This window comes from Pseudomonas sp. GW821-FHT09C10, from assembly GCF_059418085.1.
In genome coordinates this window covers 386781-413448 of the sequence record NZ_JBWKPE010000002.1, presented here as the reverse complement: position 1 = coordinate 413448, position 26668 = coordinate 386781, and the positions used below count along the sequence as shown (strand labels likewise).

The 26668-nt window shown below is 60.7% G+C and carries 23 protein-coding genes and 1 other RNA gene; 16 read left to right on the top strand and 8 right to left on the bottom strand.

The annotated features are described in order from the left end of the window. Positions 1-298: 298 nt before the first annotated feature. From AC07OT_RS05605 to AC07OT_RS05595, 3 genes are all read left to right on the top strand, one after another. Positions 299-2173, top strand: coding sequence for a DUF1302 domain-containing protein (locus AC07OT_RS05605; RefSeq protein WP_065938548.1), 1875 nt, complete (start codon positions 299-301; stop codon positions 2171-2173). A gap of 29 nt (positions 2174-2202) precedes the next feature. Continuing rightward, positions 2203-3567 carry a DUF1329 domain-containing protein gene (locus AC07OT_RS05600; RefSeq protein ID WP_141156770.1) on the top strand — a complete coding sequence of 455 codons (1365 nt, stop codon included), beginning with the start codon at positions 2203-2205 and terminating at the stop codon, positions 3565-3567. Positions 3568-3808: 241 nt separating this feature from the next. Next, positions 3809-6538 carry a winged helix-turn-helix domain-containing protein gene (locus AC07OT_RS05595; RefSeq protein WP_495107664.1) on the top strand — a complete coding sequence of 910 codons (2730 nt, stop codon included), beginning with the start codon at positions 3809-3811 and terminating at the stop codon, positions 6536-6538. A 12-nt stretch (positions 6539-6550) separates the two neighbouring features. Here AC07OT_RS05595 and AC07OT_RS05590 read toward each other — a convergent pair whose 3' ends face one another. Genes AC07OT_RS05590 through AC07OT_RS05575 form a run of 4 tightly spaced genes read right to left on the bottom strand, consistent with a single transcriptional unit; the run spans position 6551 to position 9996 of the window. After that, positions 6551-7111, bottom strand: coding sequence for a PqiC family protein (locus AC07OT_RS05590; protein ID WP_495107663.1), 561 nt, complete (start codon positions 7109-7111; stop codon positions 6551-6553). 17 nt (positions 7112-7128) lie between these two features. Beyond that, positions 7129-8784: a PqiB family protein gene (locus AC07OT_RS05585; RefSeq protein ID WP_092487056.1), complete on the bottom strand. Its 1656-nt coding sequence runs from the start codon at positions 8782-8784 to the stop codon at positions 7129-7131. Then, positions 8765-9409, bottom strand: coding sequence for a paraquat-inducible protein A (locus AC07OT_RS05580; protein ID WP_495107662.1), 645 nt, complete (start codon positions 9407-9409; stop codon positions 8765-8767). Before AC07OT_RS05580 ends, AC07OT_RS05585 begins: the two co-directional genes overlap by 20 nt. Beyond that, a complete protein-coding gene (locus AC07OT_RS05575; RefSeq protein ID WP_115486657.1) occupies positions 9406-9996 on the bottom strand; it encodes a paraquat-inducible protein A in 591 nt (196 codons plus the stop codon). Before AC07OT_RS05575 ends, AC07OT_RS05580 begins: the two co-directional genes overlap by 4 nt. Positions 9997-10341: 345 nt before the next feature. On the opposite strand from AC07OT_RS05575, the gene AC07OT_RS05570 reads away from it, so the two are divergent. From AC07OT_RS05570 to AC07OT_RS05555, 4 genes are all read left to right on the top strand, one after another. Beyond that, positions 10342-11373, top strand: a complete 1032-nt coding sequence (locus AC07OT_RS05570; RefSeq protein WP_495107661.1) for a hypothetical protein — start codon at positions 10342-10344, stop codon at positions 11371-11373. Further along, positions 11352-12119, top strand: a complete 768-nt coding sequence (locus AC07OT_RS05565; RefSeq protein ID WP_115486659.1) for a hypothetical protein — start codon at positions 11352-11354, stop codon at positions 12117-12119. The genes AC07OT_RS05570 and AC07OT_RS05565 overlap by 22 nt, the downstream gene beginning before the upstream one ends. Positions 12120-12288: 169 nt before the next feature. Further along, on the top strand, positions 12289-12933 hold the full coding sequence (locus AC07OT_RS05560; RefSeq protein ID WP_495101147.1) for an MBL fold metallo-hydrolase: 645 nt from the start codon (positions 12289-12291) through the stop codon (positions 12931-12933). A gap of 214 nt (positions 12934-13147) precedes the next feature. Next, the gene (locus AC07OT_RS05555) at positions 13148-13921 is read left to right on the top strand and encodes a YiaD family glycine zipper/OmpA-like lipoprotein (RefSeq protein ID WP_027604771.1); all 774 of its coding nucleotides are present in this window, start codon (positions 13148-13150) and stop codon (positions 13919-13921) included. Between the two features lie 68 nt (positions 13922-13989). Here AC07OT_RS05555 and AC07OT_RS05550 read toward each other — a convergent pair whose 3' ends face one another. The 4 genes from AC07OT_RS05550 to AC07OT_RS05535 form a co-directional block, all read right to left on the bottom strand. Beyond that, positions 13990-14571 carry a BON domain-containing protein gene (locus AC07OT_RS05550; protein WP_027604770.1) on the bottom strand — a complete coding sequence of 194 codons (582 nt, stop codon included), beginning with the start codon at positions 14569-14571 and terminating at the stop codon, positions 13990-13992. Next, entirely contained in the window at positions 14568-15161 is a 594-nt protein-coding gene (locus AC07OT_RS05545) for a phosphoheptose isomerase (protein WP_007904374.1), read from the bottom strand. Before AC07OT_RS05545 ends, AC07OT_RS05550 begins: the two co-directional genes overlap by 4 nt. Before the next feature lie 92 nt (positions 15162-15253). Beyond that, positions 15254-15625, bottom strand: a complete 372-nt coding sequence (locus AC07OT_RS05540; protein ID WP_141157857.1) for a YraN family protein — start codon at positions 15623-15625, stop codon at positions 15254-15256. Then, positions 15625-17436 (bottom strand): penicillin-binding protein activator, encoded by a 1812-nt coding sequence (locus AC07OT_RS05535; RefSeq protein ID WP_065938555.1) that lies wholly within the window; start codon positions 17434-17436, stop codon positions 15625-15627. Before AC07OT_RS05535 ends, AC07OT_RS05540 begins: the two co-directional genes overlap by 1 nt. Before the next feature lie 209 nt (positions 17437-17645). Between AC07OT_RS05535 and rsmI the strand changes: the two genes are divergently transcribed. The 9 genes from rsmI to mraY all read left to right on the top strand — a co-directional run bounded on the left by rsmI (position 17646) and on the right by mraY (position 26662). After that, complete coding sequence (gene rsmI, locus AC07OT_RS05530) at positions 17646-18518, top strand: 16S rRNA (cytidine(1402)-2'-O)-methyltransferase (RefSeq protein ID WP_027604767.1); 873 nt, start codon at positions 17646-17648, stop codon at positions 18516-18518. 96 nt (positions 18519-18614) lie between these two features. After that, positions 18615-18968: RNase P RNA component class A (rnpB, locus tag AC07OT_RS05525), an RNA gene on the top strand. A 354-nt stretch (positions 18969-19322) separates the two neighbouring features. Further along, entirely contained in the window at positions 19323-19778 is a 456-nt protein-coding gene (gene mraZ, locus AC07OT_RS05520; RefSeq protein WP_003171868.1) for a division/cell wall cluster transcriptional repressor MraZ, read from the top strand. Further along, positions 19775-20722 carry a 16S rRNA (cytosine(1402)-N(4))-methyltransferase RsmH gene (gene rsmH, locus AC07OT_RS05515; RefSeq protein ID WP_010213048.1) on the top strand — a complete coding sequence of 316 codons (948 nt, stop codon included), beginning with the start codon at positions 19775-19777 and terminating at the stop codon, positions 20720-20722. The genes mraZ and rsmH overlap by 4 nt, the downstream gene beginning before the upstream one ends. Next, complete coding sequence (gene ftsL, locus AC07OT_RS05510) at positions 20719-21012, top strand: cell division protein FtsL (RefSeq protein ID WP_003216203.1); 294 nt, start codon at positions 20719-20721, stop codon at positions 21010-21012. The genes rsmH and ftsL overlap by 4 nt, the downstream gene beginning before the upstream one ends. Then, complete coding sequence (locus tag AC07OT_RS05505) at positions 21012-22754, top strand: peptidoglycan D,D-transpeptidase FtsI family protein (protein WP_162844256.1); 1743 nt, start codon at positions 21012-21014, stop codon at positions 22752-22754. The genes ftsL and AC07OT_RS05505 overlap by 1 nt, the downstream gene beginning before the upstream one ends. Continuing rightward, the gene (locus AC07OT_RS05500; RefSeq protein ID WP_495107660.1) at positions 22754-24217 is read left to right on the top strand and encodes a UDP-N-acetylmuramoyl-L-alanyl-D-glutamate--2,6-diaminopimelate ligase; all 1464 of its coding nucleotides are present in this window, start codon (positions 22754-22756) and stop codon (positions 24215-24217) included. Before AC07OT_RS05505 ends, AC07OT_RS05500 begins: the two co-directional genes overlap by 1 nt. Next, positions 24210-25580 carry a UDP-N-acetylmuramoyl-tripeptide--D-alanyl-D-alanine ligase gene (locus AC07OT_RS05495; RefSeq protein WP_495107659.1) on the top strand — a complete coding sequence of 457 codons (1371 nt, stop codon included), beginning with the start codon at positions 24210-24212 and terminating at the stop codon, positions 25578-25580. Before AC07OT_RS05500 ends, AC07OT_RS05495 begins: the two co-directional genes overlap by 8 nt. Then, a complete protein-coding gene (gene mraY, locus AC07OT_RS05490) occupies positions 25580-26662 on the top strand; it encodes a phospho-N-acetylmuramoyl-pentapeptide-transferase (protein WP_003171875.1) in 1083 nt (360 codons plus the stop codon). The genes AC07OT_RS05495 and mraY overlap by 1 nt, the downstream gene beginning before the upstream one ends. The last annotated feature ends 6 nt before the right edge of the window (positions 26663-26668 follow it).

Sequence of the window (26668 nt, the reverse complement as noted above, 5' to 3'; positions counted from 1 at the left end):
GCTCTATCTCGCGCCTTCACTTGTGATTTGCCAATTTTCAGCCATCCTTGCCGCGTCGGCCTTCGCCGACATGGCGAAAGGGCTGTGGCAGACGGGTTGGTGATGCAAATCACACTTTAGAGGGATCAAGCGGTACCCCCTGCTGGCTATAGTCCCACCCAGAGTTTTTCAAGGATGCATCGCTTCGGGCCATGGAGGTTCAGTTGCCAGGCGGCATTGGAATCGTTGTATTCCGGCCGTTACAAGCATCACAGAACAAACTCACTGCCATAACAATAATGCACATGGAGTAGCGTCGATGACCTCAGTAAACCAGTTCTGGCGCCGGGCAAGACTGCCCCTGGCCGTCAGTCTCGCCTCTACGCTCGCCGGGCCCGCATTCGGCGTCAGTTTCAATATCGGTGAAATCGAAGGGAGTTTTGACTCCTCGCTGTCTGTGGGGGCGAGCTGGTCGACGGCCAAGCCCGACCGAGATCTTATCGGCGTCAATAACGGCGGCAAGGGGCTGTCCCAGACCTCCGATGACGGCCACTTGAACTTCAAGCGTGGCGAAACGTTCTCGAAGATCTTCAAGGGTATCCACGATCTGGAACTGAAGTACGGCGATACCGGTGTGTTTGTGCGCGGCAAGTACTGGTATGACTTCGAACTCAAGGATGAAAGTCGGGAGTTCAAGGACATCAGCGACAACAACCGCAAGGAGGGCGCCAAGTCTTCCGGTGGGCAGATTCTCGATGCGTTCATCTACCATAACTATTCCATTGCCGATCAGCCCGGCAACGTGCGGTTCGGTAAACAGGTAGTGAGCTGGGGTGAAAGTACATTCATCGGCGGCGGCATCAACTCCATCAACCCGATTGACGTGTCCGCGTTCCGTCGTCCGGGGGCCGAAATCAAGGAAGGCCTGATTCCGGTCAACATGTTCTATGTGTCGCAAACCCTGACCGATAACCTGTCGGCAGAAGCGTTCTATCAACTGGAATGGGACCAGACCGTCACGGATAACTGTGGGACGTTCTTCTCTCAACCTGATGTTATTTCCGATGGTTGCACGGACAACCTTCGACTGCTCAGCAAGCGTTCGTTTCTCGCGACTCAACCCGGCGCGCTGCCGTTGCTGAACAACTTCGGGGTCAACGTCAACGAAGAGGGCGTTCTGGTTAAGCGTGGGCCTGATCGCGATGCGCGTGACAGCGGCCAATTCGGCGTGGCGTTCCACTACAACTACGAACCGCTGGACACCGAGTTCGGCGCTTATTTCATGAACTATCACAGCCGTGCACCGATTTTCAGTGCCCGCGGAGCCTCAGCCGGAACCTATGCAGCGGCCAATGCCTTGACGCCTACTCCGGCAGTTGGCCTGCGCCCTCTCATCGTCGCAGGCAACTCCAGTTACTTTGTTGAATACCCCGAGGACATCCGTCTCTACGGTTTGAGTTTCTCCACGACGTTGCCTACCGGTACGGCATGGAGCGGCGAACTCAGCTACCGTCCTAACGCTCCGGTGCAGCTCAACACCACGGATATTCTGTATGCAGGCGTCACGCCACTGATCGGCCTGGGCGCAGCCTCTCCGCTCAAGGGCGCCGCCGACACCGATCTGAATGGCTATCGCCGTAAGGAAATCACTCAGTTCCAGACAACCTTTACGCACTTTTTCGATCAAGTCATGGGTGCCAGCCGCCTGACGTTGGTCGGCGAGGTGGGTGTGACGCACGTGGGTGGCTTGGAAAGCCGTGACAAAGCGCGTTACGGACGTGACCCGGTGTATGGCCCTGGACAAGGTGCTCTCTGTGCAACGCTTAACTCCGGCACGATCACGGGGGCCGGCCCTGGCACCGATGCCAGCAACCGCACTGCCAATTGCAATAATGATGGCTTCACCACGTCCACGTCCTGGGGCTACCGTGGCCGGGCAATCTGGGAGTACCCGGATGTCTTTGCCGGTGTGAACCTCAAGCCCAACGTGGCGTGGTCACATGACGTGAGTGGTTATTCGCCAGGCCCTGGTGGCAACTTTGAAGAGGGCCGCAAAGCGGTGAGCCTGGGGTTGGACGCTGAGTATCAGAACACCTACACGGCGAGCCTTGCCTACACCAACTTCTTTGGTGGCGACTTCAACACCTCAAGTGACCGCGACTTCGTCGCCCTAAGCTTCGGCGCCAACTTCTAAGCACACTGTATTTTCAGGAAGACCAGAACATGAAAATAACCAAAAGTCTGTTGCACGTGGGTGTGCTTGGGCTGTCGATCCTGGCGAGCAATGTCATGGCGGCAGTGTCGGCGGATGAAGCCGCCAAGCTGGGCACGACGCTGACGCCGATGGGTGCGGAAATGGCCGGTAATGCGGCCGGCACCATCCCGAAATGGTCGCCAATGCCTACCAACGCCGGTGCCGTCGACGCCCGTGGGTTCCTAGCCAACCCGTACGCCAGCGAACAACCGCAGTTCACCATCACCGCGCAGAACGTCGAGCAGTACAAGGACAAGCTGGCACCGGGGCAGTACGCGATGTTCAAGCGTTACCCGGAAACCTTCAAGATGCCGGTCTATCCGACCCATCGCGGCGCTACCGTGCCGGCCGATGTGTTCGCCTCCATCAAGAAGAACGCCACCACCACCAACCTCGTGTCTGGCGGCAACGGCCTGGAAAACTTCGAAACCGCCATACCGTTCCCGATCCCGAAAAGCGGCGTGGAAGTCATCTGGAACCACATCACCCGTTATCGCGGTGGCAGCGTGACCCGCCTGGTGACCCAGGCCACGCCGCAAACCAACGGCTCCTACAGCCTGGTGTACTTCCGCGACCAGTTCGTGTTCCGCGACAAGATGAAGGACTTCGACCCGAAGAACCCGGGCAACGTGCTGTTCTACTTCAAGCAGCAAGTGACCGCGCCGGCACGTCTGGCCGGTGGTGTGCTGCTGGTGCACGAAACCCTGGACCAGGTGAAGGAGCCGCGTTCGGCGTGGGTCTACAACGCCGGCCAGCGCCGCGTGCGCCGGGCGCCGCAAGTCTCCTATGACGGGCCGGGGACCGCCGCCGACGGCTTGCGTACCTCCGACAACCTCGACATGTACAACGGTGCGCCGGACCGCTACGACTGGAAACTGGAAGGCAAGAAGGAAATCTACATCGCCTCCAACAGCTACAAGATCGACGATCCGAAGCTCAAGTACGCCGACATCATCAAGGCCGGCCACATCAACCAGGACCTGGCACGCTACGAGCTGCGCCGTGTCTGGCACGTGGTCGCGACCTTGAAGGAAGGCCAGCGCCACATCTACGCCAAGCGTGACTTCTACATCGACGAAGACACCTGGCAAGCCGCAGTGATCGACCACTACGACGGCCGTGGCCAACTGTGGCGTGTCGCCGAAGCCCATGCCGAGAACTACTACGACAAGCAAGTGCCGTGGTACGCCCTGGAAACCCTCTACGACCTGCAGTCCGGCCGCTACCTGGCCCTGGGCATGAAGAACGAAGAGAAGCAGGCCTATGACTTCGGCTTCACTGCCACCACCAGCGACTTCACCCCGGCGGCCCTGCGCCAGGACGGTGTTCGCTAAGCTGCACGAGTAACGCAAGGTGGGAGGGGGCTTGCCCCCGATAGCGATGTGACAGTCAGCGCAGCATTGACTGATCCGCCTCTATCGGGATCAAGCCCCCTTCCACTTTTTGTTTGCGGCGATATTTCTTGTCTCAGTTCTTTTTCAGGCAAATGTTGCAAAGATCTACAAACCCGCCGCTTTTACCGCTAGTCTGCGGACATCTGCAATGCCGACAACAGCCTTCTACAAGAGCCCGGCGATGACTGATCTGTCCCGAATCCAAGGGCCTGCCAGCCGGGTAATCCCGACCCTGGAAGGTCGCTTCTACAGGCCTCCGCTGCCGGATGGCTACGTGCTGCGCCCGCGCTTGTGTGAACGGCTGGGCGCCGGCCTGGAAGGGCGGTTGCTGCTGGTCTGCGCACCGGCCGGGTTCGGCAAGAGTTCGTTGGCGGTGGAGTTCTGCCAGGGCCTGCCGGCTCACTGGCACAGCCTGTGGCTGGGCCTGAGCCCACGGGACAACGACCCGGGACGTTTTCTTGAGCGCCTGCTCGAAGGGTTGCAGCACTACTTCCCGGCACTCGGCGCCCAATCCCTGGGCTTGCTGAAAATGCGCCAGCGTCACCAACCCTTTGCGTTTGAAGAGTGGCTCGACGGCCTGCTCGATGAGCTGACCGTTCACCTGTCCACCCGTGCGCCATTGTTGCTGGTGCTGGATGACTACCATCTGGCCCAGGGGCCGGTGCTGGACCGTTGCCTGCAATTCTTCCTCAACCATTTGCCTGATGGCCTGGTGGTGCTGGTCACCAGCCGCCAGCGCCCGGACTGGCATCTGGCGCGATTGCGGTTGTCACGGCATTTGCTGGAGTTGCACGAGCAAGACCTGCGCCTGACCCATGCCGAATCCCAGGCGTTGCTGGATCGCCACAGCAGTTCCTTGAGTGGTGAAGCCCTCGACAACCTCATCCGCCGCAGCGAAGGCTGGGTGGCCGGCCTGCGCTTTTGGCTGCTGGCGGCTTCCGAAGCCGGCAGCGAGGACGCCTTGCCGCAAAGCCTGCACGGTGGGGAAGGGCTGATCCGCGACTACCTGCTGGAAGAAGTGATCGACTGCCTGCCACCCGAAGTGCAGGCGTTCCTGTTCGACACCGCGCCCCAGGAGCGTTTTTGCAGCGAGTTGTGCGATGCCGTGCGCGAAGCCCATGACAGTGCCGAGATCCTGCGTTACCTGCAAGCCCACCAGGTGTTCCTGGTGCCCCTGGACGAGCAGGGGCACTGGTACCGTTATCACCATTTGTTCTCCGACCTGCTGCGCACCCGTCGCGCGAGCAGCAATGTCTTGCCGGCCGCCAGCCTGCATCTGCGCGCGTGCCGCTGGTTCAACGCCCAGGGCTTGATCGACGAGGCCGTGGAGCAGGCGTTGCGCGCCGGGCACCTCGACGTGGCGGCCAACCTGGTGCAGAACCTGTCCGAAGAACAACTGCTGGCCGAGCAGAATGTCGGCATGTTGCTGCGCTGGAAAATGGACTTGCCCGACAGCCTGCTGATCAGCACGCCGCGCCTGATTGTGCTGTACAGCTGGGCATTGGCACTGGCCTGCCAGTTGGATGCGGCGCAGGAGCTGTCCGCCTACCTCAGTCGCTTCCTGCCGGCGCCCTCGGCCACCGCACAGCGCTCGATGCTGGCCCAGTGGCTGGCGCTGAGCGGGATTATCGCCCGCGGTCGCGGCGACCGTGAATTGACGCAGCGCTATTGCAGCGAGGCGCTGGATAGCTTGCCGCAACGGCGTTACGGCCAGCGCCTGGTGTGCCTGTCGACTCTGTCCAACCTGGCCATTGCCGATGGCGATCTGTGGCGCGCCCGTGGCCTGAACCGCGAATCCCTGGAACTGGCGCAGCGCGTCGGCAACCCATTGTTCGAAGCCCTGGCCCATTACGACCGTGCACGGGTGCTGCAGGCCCGTGGCGAAATCCTGCGCGCACTCGATGAGGTGCGCCAGGGCCTGCAGCGCCTGCACGGCCTGGCACCGCAGCGACTGTATGCGGTGCGTGCGCGGCTGTCGCTCTACGAAGGCTATTTGCTGTTGGTGCGCAACCAGCCCGAAACCGGCATCGCCCACCTGCGCGCAGGCCTGGCCGAAGCGCGGGCCTGTCGCGATATCAGCGTGCTGATCGGCCATTGCGTGATCGCCAGCTTCGAAGGGCGGCGCCATGACTTCCCCAAAGCCTTCGCCGAACTCGCCGAAGCCGAGCGCCTGATGCATATCTGGGATGTGCCGCCGATCTACTACCTGGCGATGATTACCCTGATCAAATGCGAACTGTGGCTGGCCCAGGGGCGCACCGATCTGGCGGATGCCTGGCTGACGCGGCTGGGGCAGACTTACCACGGCGAACAGGCCGCCGCTGCACCGGAATTCCACCCGCACTTGCCGCAACATATCGGGCTGCAACAAGCCGCCCTCGATGCCGTGCGCCATCAGCCCCAGGCGGCGCTGGAGCGGCTCGACGCACTTGCGCAACAGGCCCACGACAGTGGGCGCCAGATGATTGCCTTGATGGCGCTGACCCAGCAGGCGCAGTTGCTGCTCGAGTGCGGTCAGGAAGCCAGGGCGCGGCCGGTGCTGGCCCAGGCGCTTGAGGCGGGCGCCGGGGGCGCGTTACAGCCGTTCCAGCGCTTGTTGGACGGGCATCCGGACTGGATGCGTGAGCAATTGGGCAAAGACCCGCAAGGTGTGTTGCACCAGAGCCTGCTCGCGCTTCTCCCGGCGGCCGTGACGCCCGAGGTCACGACTGGCCACGAAACCCTGAGCACGCGCGAGCTGGCGGTCCTGCAACTGATCGCCCAAGGCTGCTCCAACCAGGAAATCAGCAACCAGCTGTTTATCTCCCTGCACACCGTCAAGACCCACGCCAGCCACATCAACAGCAAACTTGGGGTGGAGCGACGCACCCAGGCAGTGGCGCGCGCCAAGGCCATGGGCTTGCTGGCGTAAGTGCCGGGCGGTTTACGGTGCTGTCGGGCACTGGCCGGCTGACCGGTCGACCGCCTGGCTGACCTGCGCGGCAAAGCGCTTGAGATTGTTTTGATGGGCGAGTACCACGTTGTCGATGCTCGGCCCGGCGGGCGACTGCAACGTGGTCCGGCAGGTTAGCGGTGGGCGCTCGGTGCCACCGGCCGGGCGCAGGCGCCATTTGACGTCGAGCAATGCGTATTGGCCGGGCACGGAGTCAAAGCGCTGCACTTCAAGACGCAACAACATCGATTGTCGAGGGTTGCTGCTGGCCAGTTGGTCCACCAGCGCACTCCTCAGCTCATCCGCGAGGCTCGCGGCCCACCACTGGGTTTCCAGGATGGCCACGCCGCTGTCGCCCTGGCGAATCACGATCTGCGGTCGGTCGACCTGGGGGGGAACGGTGATGCTTTCGATCCGGATGGTGCCTGCGTCGGCTCCCGTGGCCGTATTCCAGTGCGCCGGTGTCAGCGTATGAAAGGTAATCGGCGTACTGCTGCACGCCGCCAGCAACAGCAGCATGCCGACCACTGTGATTTTCAACGGAAACGTCATGGCGTTTGCTCCAGGGGTCATTTGCGCGGTGGTCCTTGCAGGTCCAGGGGCGCGGCGTTGTCGGGGCGGCCGCGAATCAGCGATTCCGGGTGACGGCCCAGGTAGTCCGACAGTTCGCGCAGGGAGCGCGACATGCGCCCCAGTTCATCCAGGGTCTGGGTCAACTGCTCACGCTGCGGTGAATCCTCGGCCAGGGTCGAACTGGCCGATTGCAGCGTCTTGCTCACGTCAGCCAGAGTGTTCTGCACGCCGGGCAGGGTCTTGGCATTGAATTGGGTCAGGCCTTTGCGCAGCTCGACCAGGTTGCTGTCGAGGTTGCCGGCAATGCGTTCGATCGGCAGTTGGTTGATCTTGTTGACGATGCTCTCGAGTTTTTCCTGCAACTGCTCGAGGTTGCCGGGAATGGTTGGAATGCTGACCGGGCGCAGGCTGGGGTCAAATTTGACCTTCTCGGCTTTCGGGTAGAAGTCCAGCGCGATGTATAACTGGCCGGTCAACAGGTTGCCGCTGCGCGCCTGGGCGCGCAGGCCATTTTCGATGAACGAGCCGATCAGCCGTACGCCGGCGGCCTCATCGTTGGGGTCATGGTTCATGACCTTGAGCAGTTTGGTGTGGGCCTGTCCGAGCAACTGTGGATAGATCACGATACCGACGTTGAGTGGGAAGCTGCGTTTACTGGCATCGAAGTCCAGGTTGATCGACACCACCTTGCCAAACTCGACGCCGAGGAACTCCACCGGCGCCCCGACCTTGAGCCCGCGCAATGCCTGGTCGAAGCGCAGGGTCATGTATTGCCCCTCGCCATTGGGTGGGGCGAGGGCGCTGTCCTGGTCGTCGAAGAGCTCAAAGGTACGTGCTTCGTCAGCCGGTTTGTCGTTGGGGCTGTACGGCGGCGCCCGAAAGGCGATGCCGCCGACCAGCATGGACGAAAGCGATTCGGTCTTCAGCGCGAAGCCATTCGCGCCGACGCTCAGGTCAACCCCGCTGGCGTTCCAGAAACGCGTGTTTTCGGTGACATAGGCATCATTGGGCGCATGCACGAACACCTCGACATTGACACCCTTGCCTTCGGCATCCAACTCGTAGGCCACCACCTGGCCGACCTCGATTTTGCGGTAGTACACCGGTGAGCCGATATCCAGCGAGCCGAGGGTCTGCGTGTGCAGCGTGAAACGCTTGCCAGGCTCGCCGTAGGTGATGGGCGGCGGGTTTTCCAGGCCTTTGAACTGCTTGGCACGGGTCTCCGATTGGCCGATGTCGGCACCGATGTAGTCGCCGGAGAGCAGGGTGTCGATGCCGGATACGCCGCCGGCGCCGATACGCGGGCGCACCACCCAGAACTGTGAATCGGCGCGGGTGAAGCTTTCGGCCTGCTTGGCCAGTTGAACCGTGGCGTTGACGCTCTTCTGGTCGTCGCTCAAGGCGACGTCGGTCACCTGGCCGATCACCACGTTGCGGTACTTGACCTCGGTTTTGTTCGCGGTCAGACCGCTGCCGGTCTTGAAATTGAGGGTGATGGTCGGGCCCTGTTGGAGGACGCTGTGTACCACCAGCGAAATCCCCACCAGCACCGCGACGATCGGCACGATCCACACCAGCGAAACGCTGAAGCGCCGTGTCTTGATTGCAGGCGATCCTGGGGCTTGCGGGGTGTCAGTGGGATGTGACGTCATCCGCGGTCTCCTTGTTGTGTGGGGGTTCCCAGATCAGCCTCGGATCGAAGCTCATGGCGGCCAGCATGGTAAACACCACCACCAGGCCGAAAAACAGGATGCCCAGGCGCGGCTCGATGGTGCCCAGGGCCTGGAACTTCACCAGTGCGGCCACCAGCGCGACCACGATGACATCCAGCATCGACCAGTAGCCAATCAGTTCGACGAAGCGGAACAGCTTCGAACGTTCCTTGCGTGCCCAAAGGCTATTGCGCTGCACGGTGACCAGCAGCAGGGCCAGGGACACAAACTTGATGCCGGGCACTGCGATGCTGGCGATGAAAATAATCAGCGCGATGTCCCACGCGCCGTGCTGCCAGAACTCCAGCACCCCGCTCATGATGGTGCTGTCCGCCCCCGAGCCGAGCATGGTGGTGTTCATCACCGGCAGGAGATTGGCCGGCACATAGAACGCCAGCGCGGTAAGCATGTAGGCCCAGGTGCGCGTCAGGGAACTGACCTTGCGCCGGTGCAAGGGCGCGCCGCAGCGCTCGCATTCGGTCGGCTCGTCGCGTAGGTCGCAGGACAATCCGCAACTGTGACAGAGGCACAGGCCGAGCTCGCTGGCCGTCGGCGGTGTGCTCATACGCTGTCCCACAGGTCGCGCACATCACGCCCGGCAATGCGGATCAGTAACAGGCTGAGCACGGCCAGGGCAAACAGGCCGGTGCCGGGGATCACATCAAGCATGCCGGCCAGCTTGAACACAGCCACCATTGCCCCGAGCAGACACACCTCCAGCATGCTCCAGGGCCTGAGTGCCTCCAGCCAACGCATGCACAATCGGAACGCCGGTGAGCGCTTGCCCGCGAGGGCGAAGCTCAAGACCCACATCAGCAGCAGCAACTGGAACACCGGCGCGATGATAATGGAAATGGCCGCCACCAACGCGATAAACGTGATCGGCCCCAGGCTCAGCGCTACCACCGAATCCCATAGCGTGGCGCTGCTTTTCAGGCCTTGCAGGCTGATACTCATCACGGGATAGAAATTGGCGAACGTCCACAGCACCGCAGCCGTCAGCGTCAGGGCGAGACGCTGTTGCACGGTCAGGCCGTTGTAGCGCTGGAGCACGCCTGCGCAACGTATGCAGTGGGCTTTTTGATGTCTGGCGAGCGTGACTTTTTCGTACACACAGTCGCAGTGCTCGCAGATGATCAGTTGATTCGCCATGGGGCTCGCTCCAGCGCGGCACGGTTGCGGGGGCCTGGGTTGTTTTTCGATGGCGTGGGCAAGCTTAGCAGTCGCTGCTCTTCAGGCCTGGCGCCTGGTCAACCATACTGTGTGGAATATGCCATAGCGCCCGCAGGAGCATCGATGAATATTGAAAAAGCCGCGCTGATGCGCGAAACCTTCCCGGTCGGCCCGTTGCAGTGCAACTGCAATGACGAGTGACTGGCCTTCACGTTGATCTACAGAGGACCGGGTGGGTAATCCTCCTGCAGTGTTAACCACTTTTTTGACTTGTTAATCGTCATGGTTTACGGTGTAAAAAAGTGGTTAACAAGGTGGCGTGAAATGCCGGTTTTACTGGATGACATTAAGGGTTACCTCGAATCCACTGTGGGCTTGGAGGTGCACCTTCAAGCAGCCTCAGGCCTGAAGGTTCCCTTTCATATCAACGATGCCTACAAACTCGTCTATCTGGCCCTTGTGGTCGGGCCGAAGGCGAAACAAACGCTCCCGATGCTCCTACTGCTTCCAGTGGAAAATAAGTACCCGGGAGCCGTAACGCTTGGGAAGCACATCGCCCAGGTACAAAAAACCACGGACAAGGTGGTTGTGTACGTATGCCAGTCACTGTCGGTGCCGGAGCGGCGTAGCCTGATCGCCAACCACATCAATTTCATCCAGCCTGGCTATCAGATGTTCATTCCGGAGTTGGCGATGGACCTGCGCGAGAGCGTTCGGACGCGCCGAAACGAGGAAGACGTTTCAGCCCTGCTTCCTGCTGCACAAGCGATGGTCTTGGCTCGCCTGTATGAGGGATGGGACAGCGATACGATCTTCAACTCCAACGGCATCATGAACGGTTTCAAATACAGCCGCGTCACACTTGCCAAAGTGATCGATCAGTTACTGAGGCTGGGTATCGTCCATCCTGCACAAAGTCAGGGGTTCAAAAATTGCTATTCGTTCGCTGCACCTCCGGCCAGTGTCTTCAAAAATGTTCGCCCCTTTATGCGCTCTCCCGTTAAACGGAAGGTTGCGATCGACCGAGTGCTTCACACAGGCGGCGGCGTATTTCTAGCCGGCGAGACCGCTCTGGCCAAATGCACGATGCTGGCGGGTCCCATACAACCGGTTTTTGGAATGACCAAAAAGCAGTTCGACGACATGGTCCAGGAACTGGCATTCAAGGTAACCGACTCGGTTGATGAGATCCGGGCATGGGTGGAGATATGGTCTTATCGAAGCCTAAAGGAAGGAAAAAACATCGCAGATGAGGCGTCATTGCTTCTGAGCTTGGAAAACGTCCCGGACGAACGTGTCCAGTTGGCTTTAGACGAACTTAAGGAGGCAGTGACTTGGCTGAAATCAGAGGACTAGACGTATTCGGGCAACACTTCAGCGATTTTCGTGATCAGTATGTGCTGATTGGCGGTGTTGCCTCCTGGCTCACGATGGATGCGGCGGGTCAATCGTTCCGCGCAACCAAGGATCTCGATATCGTGCTGGTTATCGAAGCGCTCAATGCCGAGTTTGCCGGGGCGTTCTGGGCCTTCATACGTGCCGGACGGTACGCCATCCGGCAGGTTGGTGGGATTGACGGTCAGCGGCCTGTTTTCTATCGGTTCCAGCACCCCGAGGACGAGGCCTATCCCGTCCAGATCGAATTGTTCTCGCGTGCTCCCGAGGGTGTCGCGCTCCCGGCGGACGCCACGCTGACCCCTATTCCTACAGACGAATCGGTATCAAGCCTGTCCGCCATCTTGCTCGATGACCCCTACTATCATTTCCTCCTTGAGGGCCGGCAGCGCAATGACGTTCTGACCTTCATCGGCGCCGACCGGCTGATCCCACTCAAGGCGCACGCTTGGCTCAATTTGTCAGCGCGAAAGGAGGCTGGCGAACAGGTCGATAGCAAGAACCTCAAAAAACATCGAAATGATGTACTGAATCTGAGCGGCCAATTGACGGATGACCCCGTCGACCTGCCAGAAAGCATTCAGGCCGACATGAGGGCGTTTCTGGCGCTCTTGGCGAACGAAGAGATCGATCTCAAGGCCATCGGACTGAAAGGCGCCATGGGGGACTATATCGAGCGTCTTACATTGAGCTTCGGCTTACAGTAGCCAATCCAATAGGAACACATTCTGAAAAACTGTCAGCCAACGATCATGACCGCGAGCACATGAACGCATTCCTCGGGCATGCGCTCGATGCTTACAAAGCAGCCGACATCACTCGTCATCGCTTTTCACACAGTGCCAAAAATGTGCCATTAACTTTACAGGAGCACCCATGGAAGCCGAAAAGCCCACGCTGATCCGCGAAACCTTCCCGGTCGGCCCGTTGCAGTGCAACTGCACGATCATTGGCGACCCCATCACCAAAAAGGCCATCGTGGTCGACCCGGGTGGCAATCATGAACTGATCCTGGCGCGCCTCGATGCCCTGGGCCTGAAAGTGGTGAGCATCATCCACACCCATGCCCATCTCGATCACTTCCTGGCCTCGGGGCAATTGAAGGAAAAGACCGGTGCAACCCTGCACCTGCACAAGGAAGACCAGTTTCTCTGGGACAACCTGGAGATGCAGTGCCAGATGTTTGGTGTGCCCTACACGCCGGTGCCGTCGCCGGATCGCTGGCTGGCCGATGATGAGGCGTTGGCCTGTGGGTGCGGTGTGGCGCTGCATACACCGGGGCACACGCCAGGCTCGATGAGCTTCTGGTTTGCCGATGCCAAGCTGCTGATTGCCGGGGACACGCTGTTTCGGCGCGGTGTTGGACGTACGGATTTGTGGGGCGGGGACCAGGCGACGATCGTGCGTTCGATCAAGCAACGGCTCTACACGCTGGACGAGGGCGCGACGGTGGTGACCGGCCATGGCCCGGACACGCGCCTGGGTGACGAGATGCGTGAGAACCCGTTTGTGCGGGCGTGAAGCAATGGTTCGAACGGCAATCCGCTGTAGCAAAAACTCAGGCCGCGTTCAGCATGTGTCTGCTACGGTTTCTGTAGCAACGCAAGCCCCGAATGTTTTGTTACAGCTCGGGGCGCGCCCACGGAATTTTTACCGTTTGTCGCGTTCCAAACTCGGCACGGGTCCATTGCCAATGTCCTTTGCACCACAGAATGCAAAAGTAGGAGCTCCCTTCATGTTCACTCCGCGTCGTCTGCTTGTTGTCGCTACCGCCGTAGCCCTGTTGTCCGGCTGCGCTTCACCTAATCCTTATGGCGGTGGCAGCCAGGGGCAGGCGAATAATGAATCCAGCGGTATGAGCAAGACCGCCAAGTACGGTGGCCTGGGTGCCCTGGCCGGTGCACTGGCGGGTGCTGCCATCGACCATAACAACCGTGGCAAGGGCGCGCTGATCGGCGCAGTGGTTGCGGGTGCCGGCGCCGCGGGTTACGGCTACTACGCCGACCAGCAGGAAAAGAAACTGCGTGAGAGCATGGCCAATACCGGGGTTGAAGTTCAGCGCCAGGGCGACCAGATCAAACTGATCATGCCAGGCAACATCACCTTCGCCACCAACTCGGACGCGATCTCCAGCAGCTTCTACCAGCCGCTGAACAACCTGGCCAACTCCCTCAAGCAGTTCAACCAGAACACTATCCAGATCGTCGGCTACACCGACAGTACCGGCAGCCGCCAGTTGAACATGGACCTGTCCCAGCGCCGTGCCCAGAGCGTGGCCAACTACCTGACGTCCCAAGGTGTCAACGGTGCGAACCTCAGCGCACGCGGTGCCGGCCCGGATAACCCGATTGCCAGCAACGCCGACGTGAACGGTCGTGCGCAGAACCGTCGCGTTGAAGTTAACCTCGGCCCGATCCCCGGCCAGCAGTACGGCCAACCTGGCGCGCAGCAGCAAGCGCCGCAGCAGAACAACCAGTTCCAGGGCAACCCGTACCAGCAATACCAATAAACGCTGGTCACTAAAAAGGGCGCCATGCAGTGAATGCATGGCGCCCTTTTTCATGGCTGCCGCTTACATCAATCGATGTACTCGAACACCTTGACGATCTTCTGCACGCCGGATACACCCTGCACCAAGTTGGCTGCGCGCGTGGCTTCCGCCTGGGTCAGCAGGCCCATCAGGTAGACGATGCCGTTATCGGTGACCACTTTGATCCGCGAGCCGGGAATCGCGTTGTCGGTCAGCATCTGCGCCTTGATCTTGGTCGTCAGCAGGGCATCGTTGCTGATGGCCAGCAGGGTGATCGGGTCCATGACCTGCAATTCGTTGTGGACCTTCTTGACCCGCTGTACGGCTGAGGCTGCCTGTTCGGCCTGGGCCTTGAGGTCGGCGCGTGGCGTTTGGCCTGCGAGCAGTACCACGCCGTTGAAGCTGGTCACGACGATGCGTGAAGCACCGTTGCCCAGGTCCGTGGCGGCTTTGGCAATGTTGACTTCGACCTTGGTTTCGATCAGCGAGTCATCAATCTTGCTGCCGAAGGTGCGGGTGCCCTTGTCATCCTGAATAGGGGTGTCACGTGTCGCAGTGATTGCCGTGCTGCAGCCGCTGATGCCGAGGCACAACGTAATGGCCAAAAGGCCGAGGCGGTTAACGGTCATTCTTCACTCCCAAACAGTTGGCTGTCGATCAGATCGCACAGGCAATGGATCGCCAGCAGGTGGACTTCCTGAATACGTGCGGTGACATTGGCCGGGACGCGAATCTCCACATCTTCGGGCAGCAGCAGCGAGGCCATGCCGCCGCCGTCGCGTCCGGTCAATGCTACGACAATCATTTCGCGATCATGTGCGGCCTGGATCGCTTGAATAATATTCGCCGAGTTGCCGCTGGTGGAGATCGCCAGCAGCACATCGCCTGGTTGGCCCAGGGCGCGGATCTGCTTGGAGAAGATTTCGTTGTAGCTGTAGTCGTTGGCGATCGAGGTGATCGTGGACGAATCGGTGGTCAAGGCGATGGCCGGCAGGCTCGGGCGCTCACGCTCGAAGCGGTTGAGCAGTTCGGACGAAAAATGCTGGGCATCGCCGGCCGAACCGCCGTTGCCGCACGAAAGCATTTTGCCTTCGTTGAGCAAGGCATTGACCATGACCTGACTGGCTTGCTCGATGTGCGGTGCAAGTACGTCCATCGCCTGTTGCTTGGTGTCGATGCTGGCCTGGAAAAGCTGGCGAATTCTGGATTGCATGTCCATCTGTGTGACCTTAAGTAGCGCGGCTGTTTGGCACAGGAATGTGCAGCCCGCAAAGCAAAGAGCAAAAGTGTGTGGTGAAGATGTCCGGTGAATCAGTTGTCGAAGGCATTTTGCAGCCAGTTCAGATCAACCTGACCAGACGGGGTGCTTTCCATGGCAACCACATCGAAACGGCAGGGGGCGTCGGCCCAGCGATGCTCTTCTTGCAGGAAAAACTGCGCAGCGAGTATCAGCTTCTGACGCTTGCGCCCGTCAATACTGGCGAGCGCGCCACCCCATTGTGCGTGTTTTCTGTAGCGGACTTCGACGAATACTACTGTATCGCCGTCAAGCATGACCAGATCAAGCTCGCCGCGTTTACACAACCAGTTCTGCGCCAGCAGGCGCAGACCCTGTTGTTGCAAGTGTTTCAATGCTCGAAGTTCGGCATCCTTGCCGCTTTGTGCAGTAGACCGCTCCGGCATCAGCGCGGGGTGTCCGGCAGGCGCTGGATCTCGCCACCGACGAACTTCGCCCATGGCATCTGGCGATCGACGCGCTGGTTGGTGCTGATGCCCAGGTTGCCCGAGAGGCCGTCAATCCGTGTATCCGGCAGTGCCTTCAACTGGCCCAGGCGCGGGGCCAGGCGGTAGGCGTCGACGCCCATCGCATACAGGCGGCCAAGGCTGCCATTGGCTTGCGGCCATTGTGCGGCAACCTGGTTACGCAGCGGGTCGGTGGTGTTGAGCAGCCAAGGGGTTTCGCAGAACATCACGTTGGTCATGTCCAGGTACTGGTTCTTGTCACCGCTGGCGCTGAATACGTGGGACGTGGCGTACACCGGCACATCACCGGCGTACTGGAAGTTCAGGGTCGGTTTGATCTGCTGGGCCAGTTGCGGGGTAACGGCCAGGAAGATGAACTCGATGTCCTGGCGACGTGACGGCTGTGCCGCTACGTCTGTGCCCACTGTGCTTTGCAGGCTCTTGGCGCGACCTTCGCTTTTACGCAGTTGGAACAGGTCGGCAATTTGCTGGGCGAGGGCGACCGGCTGGTCGACATACTCGACACCGACAACCGTGCCACCGTTGGCTTCCCAATCCTGGCGGAAGGCCTTGTAGACACGCTCGCCCCACTCGCCACGGGGCACCATGGCAGCGGCGCGGTGCAGGCCATCGGCACGGGCGCGGCGCGACACTTCGCGGGCTTCGTCTTCAGCGGCCAGGCCGAACTGGAACAATTGCGCCGGACCCTGATCGGTCTCGCTGTAGTTCAACGCCAGCGTGGTGATGGGGAGCTGAGGACGCGTGCTGAGCTGCTTGACCAATGGCTTCTCCAGCGGGCCAACCACCAGTTGCACGCCTGCAGCCTGGGCCTTGGCATAGAAGTCGTCGATGGAGGCCAGACGCGAGCTGTCATAGAACTCGATGACCGGTGGCTTCTGCCCGGCTTGTTCAGCCTGGTAGTGCGCCGCCATGAAGCCTTCGCGCAGGGCCTTGCCGACGGAGGCCAGCGGGCCATCCTGGGGCAGCAGCAGGGCAATCTTGTTCAGGGGCTGGCTGGCCAGCTCCTTAAGCTTGGTCAGCGGGGTTGGCAGTTGCACGGCGGCCGGGTGGCCCGGGTTTTGTGCGCGCCAGGTGTCGATAGCGGCCTGCTGTTGCTCAAGCGTACCGGCGCCCTTGACGGCTTGGGCCAGGGTGATCCAGCCGTCCAGGGTCGGGTTGCCGCTGGCTTGCAGTTGTTCTGCAGGCAGTGCGGCAATCAAGGTCCAGATGGCTTCGTGATTGCTTTTGGCGGCATCGCCGCTGAGCAGTGGCGCCATGGCGACGCGCTCGCGAGCAGCGGCCAGGGTCTGGCCATCGGCTTCATAAGCGCGGGCGTGCACGGTGCCAGTGCGAATCTGCTGTTCGGTCGGCAGCTCCTTCAGGCTTTGCAGGCTCGGATGGTTCAAGGCGGTCAACGCGGCCTTGGGCTGGTTGCGCGTCATGGCCAATTCGGCAGCCAGGGTGCTGGCAAAGACTTGCGCGGCTGGCTTGAGGACATCCAGGGACACTTGCGCAAGAATCTGCGACGAGCGGCCAGGGTTGTTCTGGCGGTAGGCCATGTCTGCCGCACTCAGGCGCAGCAACGCCGCCTTTTCTGGAGTCTTGGCGGTGGTGGCCTGTTCGAGCAGTTGCTCGATACTGGCGTCCGGGGTCCGTGGAAGGTCGCCAAGGCTGGACGAGGGCGAGCTGGCGCAAGCGGCCAGTAAGGCAGCGAGGCAGAGGGCGGAGAGCAGCCGCAGGCAAGCGATCATGTAAGTGTTCCTGATACCGATCAAATTAGCGTGGAATTGTACCCAAGCACTGGCCCAGGCGCGATGTTACTGGCGTGAAACCGTCGATTTAGGTCGTGCAAATGTTGCGATCAGCCAGGGACGGCTGAAAAGCCATCGGCCGTGATGGCATATTTCCGAGGCGCCTACGCGCTACACTATGGCTTTTGCCAACCATCGAGGTGTGCGTTTTGACTGCTCCAGGTCCTTTGAATTCCACTGCAGGCTCGCTTTTTGTCGTGGCGACGCCCATTGGCAACCTGGACGACATCAGTGCCCGGGCGCTGAAAGTGTTGCGCGAGGTTAAATTGATTGCGGCGGAAGACACTCGACACTCCCAGCGTTTGATGCAGCATTTTGGTATCAGCACGCCATTGGCGGCTTGTCACGAGCATAACGAGCGCGAAGAAGGCAGCCGCTTTATCGTGCGGTTGTTGGCGGGCGACGATGTGGCACTGATCTCGGACGCGGGTACGCCGCTGATCTCCGACCCTGGATACCATCTGGTCCGCCAGGCACGTGCCGCAGGTATTAATGTAGTGCCTGTTCCAGGCGCGTGCGCGCTGATCGCTGCATTGTCGGCGGCAGGCCTGCCGTCGGACCGTTTTATTTTCGAAGGTTTCCTGCCGGCCAAGGCCGTGGGGCGTCGTGCGCGTCTACAGGCATTGAAAGAGGAACCGCGCACGCTGATCTTCTACGAAGCGCCTCATCGTATTCTTGAATGCCTGCAGGATATGGAACTGGTGTTCGGCGGCGAGCGCCTGGCCCTGCTGGCCCGTGAGCTGACCAAAACCTTCGAAACCCTCAAGGGCCTGCCGCTGGAAGCGCTGCGCGCGTTCGTCGAGGGCGACAGTAATCAGCAGCGCGGCGAGTGCGTGGTGTTGGTGGCGGGCTGGACCGCGCCGGAAAATGAAGAGGCCGTCGGCAGCGAGGCCATGCGTATCCTCGACCTGCTGCTCAAGGAGATGCCCCTCAAGCGCGCTGCGGCGTTGGCGGCGGAAATCACCGGGGTACGCAAGAATGTGTTGTATCAAGTTGCGCTGGATAAACAGAAAGCCGAATAGTTCCGGGGGTAAACCTGTATTCCGTCCGAACGTGATGGCAATGCTGCACTTTTAATACTTGTCCTGAGGCCGTCGTGCCGTTAACCTGCGCGGCGGAGAGTCGATTGGACAGTCGCTGCCCTCTATGAAAATTAGGGGGGGGAGGAAAGTCCGGGCTCCATAGGGCGAAGTGCCAGGTAATGCCTGGGAGGCGTGAGCCTACGGAAAGTGCCACAGAAAATAACCGCCTAAGCACTTCGGTGCCGGTAAGGGTGAAAAGGTGCGGTAAGAGCGCACCGCACGACTGGCAACAGTTCGTGGCTAGGTAAACCCCACTTGGAGCAAGACCAAATAGGGTCCCAAGGCGTGGCCCGCGCTGGGACCGGGTAGGTTGCTAAAGATGTCCAGTGATGGCCATCGTAGACGAATGACTGTTCAAGACAGAACCCGGCTTACAGATCGACTCTCCACCTTTTTCCTTCTGTCCGAATCTCGGGCAGAAAACCGGTAGTAACGCAAGAATCCCTCCCTGCCAAATCATTGGCAGATGCATCTTCGTAATACCAAAAAAATCTTACTCTTAATAAATCACTTTAACTTTGATCTGTAGCTCTTTGAGCTATTTGTGCTTGTCGAGCCAAAAACACCGCCGAACTCTGGTTTCTCCTCCTTTTACGCTCCTAAATCTCCGATCTGTAAGGCTTTTCCTTGAATCCGCGCCTTGACGGTGTGGTGGGCGCATTCCTATAGTGTGCGCAAGTGGCGGAAAGTGGCACAAAGTGGGTTTTTTGAACGTAAAACGCTAAAATTTGGAGAAACGCATCTGTGTTTCGCGGAGCTAACGCTATCAGTCTCGATGCAAAAGGCCGTCTCGCCATGCCGAGCCGGTATCGTGACGAGCTGATTTCGCGAAGTTCCGGACAGTTGATCATCACAATCGATGCCGTTGACCCTTGTTTATGTGTTTACCCCCTCGATGAGTGGGAGTTGATTGAGACCAAGTTGCGTGCCTTGCCTTCATTGCGTGAAGAAAACCGCCGTCTGCAGCGTTTGCTGATTGGTAATGCCGTCGACCTCGAGCTCGATGGCAGTGGTCGTTTCCTGGTGCCCCCGCGTTTGCGCGAGTACGCCAAGCTGGATAAGCGCGCAATGCTGGTCGGCCAACTGAACAAGTTCCAATTGTGGGACGAAGATGCCTGGGATGCTGTTTCTGCAGCTGACCTGGCTGCTATTCAACAACCGGGCGCCATGCCTGATGAACTGCGTGATTTGATCCTGTGACTATTGATAGCGGCTTTAACCACATCACCGTACTGCTTGACGAAGCCGTTGAGGCTCTCGCCGTACGCGCGGATGGCTGCTATCTGGACGGTACCTTTGGCAGGGGCGGGCATAGCCGGTTGATCCTCAGCCAGCTCGGGCCCGACGGCAAACTCCTCGGGTTCGACAAAGACCCCCAAGCGATTGCCACCGGGCAAGCGCTAGCGGCCGAAGACGGCCGCTTTGTCGTTGTGCAGCGCAGCTTTGCCGAGCTGGGTGCCGAAGTCGCCGAGCGTGGCATGGCGGGCAAGGTGGCCGGGGTTTTGCTCGACCTGGGCGTGTCTTCGCCGCAGCTTGATGACCCGGAGCGCGGCTTCAGCTTCATGAACGACGGCCCCCTCGACATGCGCATGGACCCTACCCGTGGCGTCAGTGCCGCGCAGTTCATTGCCACTGCGCCGGTGGAAGAAATCGCCCGTGTGTTCAAGGAATACGGTGAAGAGCGCTTCGCCGGCCGCATGGCCCGTGCCGTGGTGGAGCGCCGCGAAATCCAGCCGTTCGAGCGCACCGCCGACCTGGCCGAAGTGCTGAAAGTCGCCAACCCCGCGTGGGAAAAGGGCAAGAACCCGGCGACCCGCGCGTTCCAGGGCCTGCGTATTCACGTCAACAACGAATTGGGCGACCTGGAGGCTGGCCTCGAGGCTGCCCTCGAGGCGCTGGAAGTAGGCGGTCGCCTGGTGGTGATCAGCTTCCACTCCCTGGAAGATCGCATCGTCAAGCTGTTCATGCGCCGCCTGGTCAAGGGCGAGTCCGACAACCTGCCGCGCAACCTGCCGGTACGTTTCGAAGCCTTTGTGCCGAAAATCAAAATCCATGGCAAAGCGCAGTTCGCTTCCGAAGCCGAACTCAAGGCCAACCCACGTTCCCGTAGCGCCGTCATGCGCGTCGCGGAGAAGCTGCGGTGAGCAAGCTTTTCGCCAAGCCCCTCCCGGGCGGCAGCTTCTTTATGTTGCTGCTGTTTGTCGGCGTGCTGGTGTCCGCAATTGCGGTGTCCTACAGCGCCCATTACAACCGCCAACTGCTCAATACCCTCTATGGGGAATTGAGCGTGCGTGACAAGGCGCAGGCGGAGTGGGGCCGGTTGATCCTCGAGCAAAGCACCTGGACGGCCCATAGCCGTATCGAAGTGCTGGCCACCGAACAGCTGAAAATGCACATCCCGGGCGCGGCCGAAGTGCGCATGGTGGCGCCATGATGAAGCTGGAAGGCGCACTCTACCCATGGCGCTTCCGCCTGATGCTCGGCTTGCTGGCATTGATGGTGGGTGCGATTGCCTGGCGGATCATCGACCTGCAAGTGGTCGACCGTGACTTCCTGATCGGCCAGGGCGATGCCCGTAGTCTGCGTCATATCCAGATCCCTGCGCACCGTGGCCTGATCACCGATCGTAACGGCGAGCCGTTGGCGGTGAGTACGCCGGTGACCACCCTGTGGGCCAACGCCAAGGAATTGCAGGTTGCCAAGGACAAGTGGCCGCAACTGGCTGCCGCCCTGGGCCAGGATCCGAAAGCCTTGGCTGAGCGCCTCGAGGCCCAGGCAAATAAAGAATTTATCTACCTCGTTCGTGGCCTTACCCCCGAACAAGGCCAGCAGGTGCTCGACCTTAAAGTCCCCGGTGTCTACGGCATCGAGGAGTTCCGTCGTTTCTACCCGGCCGGTGAAACCACTGCCCATATGGTCGGCTTTACCGACATTGACGATCATGGTCGTGAAGGTGTGGAACTTGCCTACGATGAATGGTTGGCCGGGGTACCGGGAAAACGACAGGTCATCAAGGATCGGCGCGGCAGGTTGATCAAGGATGTCCAAGTCACTAAAAACGCCAAGGCCGGTAAGCCCTTGGCGTTGTCGATTGACCTGCGCCTGCAATACCTGGCGAATCGCGAGCTACGTAACGCGATCATCGAGAACGGCGCCAAGGCCGGCAGCCTGGTGATCATGGACGTGAAGACCGGCGAGATCCTCGCCATGGTCAACCAGCCGACCTACAACCCGAATAACCGTCGCAACCTGCAACCGGCGATGATGCGTAACCGCGCAATGATCGACGTGTTCGAGCCGGGCTCGACCATGAAAGCCATCTCCATGAGTGCCGCCCTGGAAACCGGACGCTGGAAGCCCAGCGACAAGGTCGAGGTGTATCCGGGTACCTTGCAGCTGGGTAAATACACCATTCGCGACGTGTCCCGTACTGAAGGCCCGGTGCTGGATTTGACAGGTATCCTGATCAACTCCAGTAACGTGGGCATGAGTAAGGTCGCCTTCGACATCGGTGGTGAAACCATCTACCACCTGGCGCAGAAGATTGGCCTGGGGCAACCCACCGGCCTGGACTTCCCGGGTGAGCGCGTCGGCAACCTGCCCAACTACCGCGACTGGAAAAAAGCCGAGACCGCCACGCTTTCCTACGGCTACGGCCTGTCGGTGACCGCCATCCAGCTGGCCCATGCCTTCTCGGTGCTGGCCAATAACGGACGCATGGTGCCGCTGAGCCTGATCCACGTCGACGAAGCGCCGAAAGCCACCCAGGTGATCCCGGAAAACGTCGCCAAGACCATGCAGGGCATGCTGCAACAAGTGATCGAAGCACCGCGCGGCGTATTCCGTGCCCAGGTGCCGGCGTATCACGTGGCCGGCAAGTCCGGTACCGCGCGTAAGACGTCGGTGGGCACCAAGGGCTATGCCGAAAACTCCTACCGCTCGCTGTTCGCCGGCTTCGGTCCGATGAGCGATCCGCGCTACGCCATCGTCGTTGTGATCGATGAGCCGAGCAAAGCCGGTTACTTCGGTGGCCTGGTATCGGCGCCGGTGTTCAGCAAAGTGATGTCCGGCACCCTGCGCCTGATGAACATCACCCCGGATAACCTGCCGCCGACCCAACAAGCGAATGCCGGACCACCGGCCGCTGCAGTAAAAGCCAATGGAGGGCGCGGCTGATGTCTCTTAGCCTGAACAAGATTTTTGCCCACGCCGGCCGCGATCTGCTGATTCGCGAGTTGACCCTGGACAGCCGTAACGTGCGCGCTGGCGACCTGTTCCTGGCAGTGCCGGGCGGCAAGTTCGATGGCCGTGCGCACATCGCCGACGCGTTGCAGCGCGGCGCGGCTGCGGTGGCCTATGAAGTCGAAGGCGCCACGGTGCTGCCGATCACCGACGTGCCGCTGATCCCGGTCAAGGGGCTGGCCAAGCAACTGTCCGATATTGCCGGGCGTTTTTACGGCGACCCGAGCCGCCACCTCAATCTGGTGGGCGTGACGGGCACCAACGGCAAGACCAGCGTGACCCAATTGGTCGCCCAGGCCCTTGACCTGCTGGGCCAGCACTGCGGCATCGTCGGCACCCTGGGTACCGGTTTTTATGGCGCGCTGCAAAGCGGCCTGCACACCACGCCGAACCCCATCGCCGTGCAAGCGACCCTGGCCGACCTGAAAAAGGCCGGTGCCAAGGCGATTGCCATGGAAGTGTCGTCCCACGGTCTGGACCAGGGCCGCGTCACCGCCCTGGCCTTTGATGTGGCAGTGATGACCAACCTGTCCCGCGATCACCTGGATTATCACGGCACCATGGAGGCGTACGCCGCCGCCAAGGCCAAGCTGTTTGCCTGGAATGACCTCAAGTGCCGGGTGATCAACCTGGACGACGCTTTTGGTCGCCAACTGGCGGCCCAAGACAGCGAAGCGCGCCTGATCACCTACAGCCTGGAAGACGCCGGCGCTTACCTGTATTGCCGCGAAGCCCAATTCAATGACGAAGGCGTGCGCGCCACACTGGTCACGCCTCAGGGCGAGCACCACTTGCGCAGCACCCTGCTCGGGCGTTTCAACCTGAGTAATGTACTTGCCGCCATCGGCGCACTGCTCGGCCTGGATTACGCACTGGACGAGATTCTCAAGGTGCTGCCGAAGCTGGAAGGCCCGGCCGGTCGCATGCAGCGCCTGGGGGGCGGTACGCAGCCGCTGGTGGTGGTTGACTACGCCCATACCCCGGATGCGCTGGAAAAAGTCCTCGAAGCCTTGCGCCCTCACGCCAAGGGCAAGTTGCTCTGCCTGTTCGGCTGTGGCGGTGATCGTGATCGCGGCAAGCGGCCGTTGATGGCCGAGATCGTCGAACGCCTGGCCGATGGTGTGCTCGTCACCGACGACAACCCGCGCAGCGAAGACCCAGGCCGGATTTTCGATGACATTCGCACCGGCTTCAAAGATGCATCCAAGGCCACCTTCGTCGCCGGTCGCGGCGCGGCTATCGCCCAGTTGATCGCCAGCGCCAGTGCTGACGACGTGGTTGTGCTGGCCGGTAAGGGGCATGAGGATTACCAGGAAATCAACGGCGAGCGTCATGCCTTCTCCGATCTGGTCGAGGCCGATCATGCCTTGACCGCCTGGGAGGTTGCCCATGCTTAAGGCGATGACGTTCAGCGAACTGACCCAGGCCCTGTCGGCACGCATACTGTCGAGCGATTGCAGCTTCAGCTGCGTGAGCATCGACAGCCGTGCGATCCAGCCGGGGCAACTGTTTGTCGCCCTGGCCGGCCCGCGTTTCGACGGTCACGACTACCTGAACGACGTCGCCGCCAAAGGCGCCGCAGGTGCCTTGGTGCAGCGCGAAGTGGCTGATTCCACCTTGCCGCAACTGCTGGTCGCCGATACCCGCCTGGCCCTCGGCCAATTGGGTGCGCTGAACCGCGCCGCGTTCGACAAGCCCGTTGCCGCCATTACCGGCTCCAGCGGCAAGACCACGGTCAAGGAGCTGCTCGCCGGTATCCTGCGTACGCGCGGCCCCGTGCTGGCCACCCGTGGCAATCTGAACAATGATTTCGGCGCTCCGCTGACCCTGCTCGAACTCGCCCCGGAACACACGGCGGCGGTGATCGAGCTGGGTGCCTCGCGCATCGGCGAAATCGCCTACACCGTGGCGCTGACCAAGCCCCACGTCGCCATTATCAATAACGCCGGTACGGCCCACGTCGGCGAGTTCGGTGGCCCGGAAAAAATCGTCGAGGCCAAGGGTGAAATCCTTGAGGGCCTCGCTGCATCGGGCACCGCAGTCTTGAACCTGGACGACAAGGCCTTCGAGACCTGGCGTGTACGCGCCGCCGGTCGCAAGGTCCTGACGTTTGCCGTGCTTAACGCCGCGGCTGATTTCCATGCCTCCGACATCAGCGTCGATGCCCGTGGCTGCCCGTCCTTCACCTTGCATACCCCGCAAGGTAGCGAGCACGTGCAACTGAATTTGCTTGGCAACCATAACGTCGCCAATGCCTTGGCCGCTGCGGCTGCGGCTGGCGCCTTGGGCGTGTCGCTGTTCGGTATCGCCACGGGCCTGGGCGCGGTGCAGCCGGTCAAGGGCCGTACTGTTGCGCAACTGGCGAGCAACGGCATGCGTGTGATCGATGACACCTATAACGCCAACCCGTCGTCCGTCAACGCCGCTGTCGACCTGCTCAAAGGTTTCGATGGGCGCAAGGTGCTGGTGTTGGGCGATATCGGCGAGTTGGGCGACTGGGCTGAACAAGGTCATCGCGAAGTCGGCGCTTATGCCGCAGGCAAAGTCGACGCCCTCTACGCCGTCGGCCCGAACATGGCCCATGCCGTGGCTGCCTTCGGCCCCGGTGCGCGCCATTTCGCCACCCAGGCCGAGTTGATCCAGGCACTGGGCGTGGCAGAACAAGACAAACACACAACCATTTTGATCAAGGGATCGCGCAGCGCGGTGATGGAAAACGTCGTCGCGGCCTTGTGTGGCTCAAGTACGGAGAAACATTAATGCTGCTGCTGCTGGCTGAGTATCTGCAACAGTTCCACAAAGGCTTCGCGGTCTTTCAGTACCTGACCCTGCGCGGGATCCTGGGTGTGCTGACCGCGCTGTCTTTGTCGCTGTTTTTAGGGCCGTGGATGATCCGCACCCTGCAGAACCTGCAAATTGGTCAATCGGTTCGTAATGACGGCCCGCAGTCGCACCTGTCCAAGTCCGGCACCCCGACCATGGGCGGTGCGCTGATCCTGTCGTCCATCGGTATCAGCACCTTGCTGTGGGCCGACCTGCACAACCGCTACGTATGGGTGGTGCTGCTGGTGACCCTGCTGTTCGGCGCCATCGGCTGGGTCGATGACTACCGCAAAGTGATCGAGAAAAACTCCAAGGGGCTGCCAAGCCGCTGGAAGTATTTCTGGCAGTCGGTGTTCGGCCTTGCCGCCGCGATCTTCCTCTACACCACGGCGCCAAGCGCAGTGGAAACCACCTTGATCATCCCGATGCTCAAGGACGCCAGCATCCCGTTGGGCATCGGCTTCGTGGTGCTGACCTACTTCGTGATCGTCGGCTCCAGCAACGCAGTGAACCTGACCGACGGCCTCGACGGCCTGGCGATCATGCCGACGGTGATGGTAGGCGGCGCCCTGGGTATCTTCTGCTACCTGTCGGGTAACGTGAAATTCGCTGAATACCTGCTGATCCCCTACGTACCGGGCGCCGGTGAGCTGATCGTGTTCTGCGGTGCCTTGATCGGTGCCGGCCTGGGGTTCCTGTGGTTCAACACCTACCCCGCCCAAGTCTTCATGGGCGACGTCGGCGCACTGGCGCTGGGCGCGGCACTGGGCACCATCGCGGTGATCGTTCGCCAGGAAATCGTGTTGTTCATCATGGGCGGCGTGTTCGTGATGGAAACCCTGTCGGTGGTCATCCAGGTGGCGTCCTTCAAGTTGACCGGGCGCCGCGTGTTCCGCATGGCGCCGATTCACCACCACTTTGAACTCAAGGGCTGGCCTGAGCCGCGTGTGATTGTCCGTTTCTGGATCATCACCGTGATTCTGGTCCTGGTCGGCCTTGCCACCCTGAAACTGAGGTAGAAACGA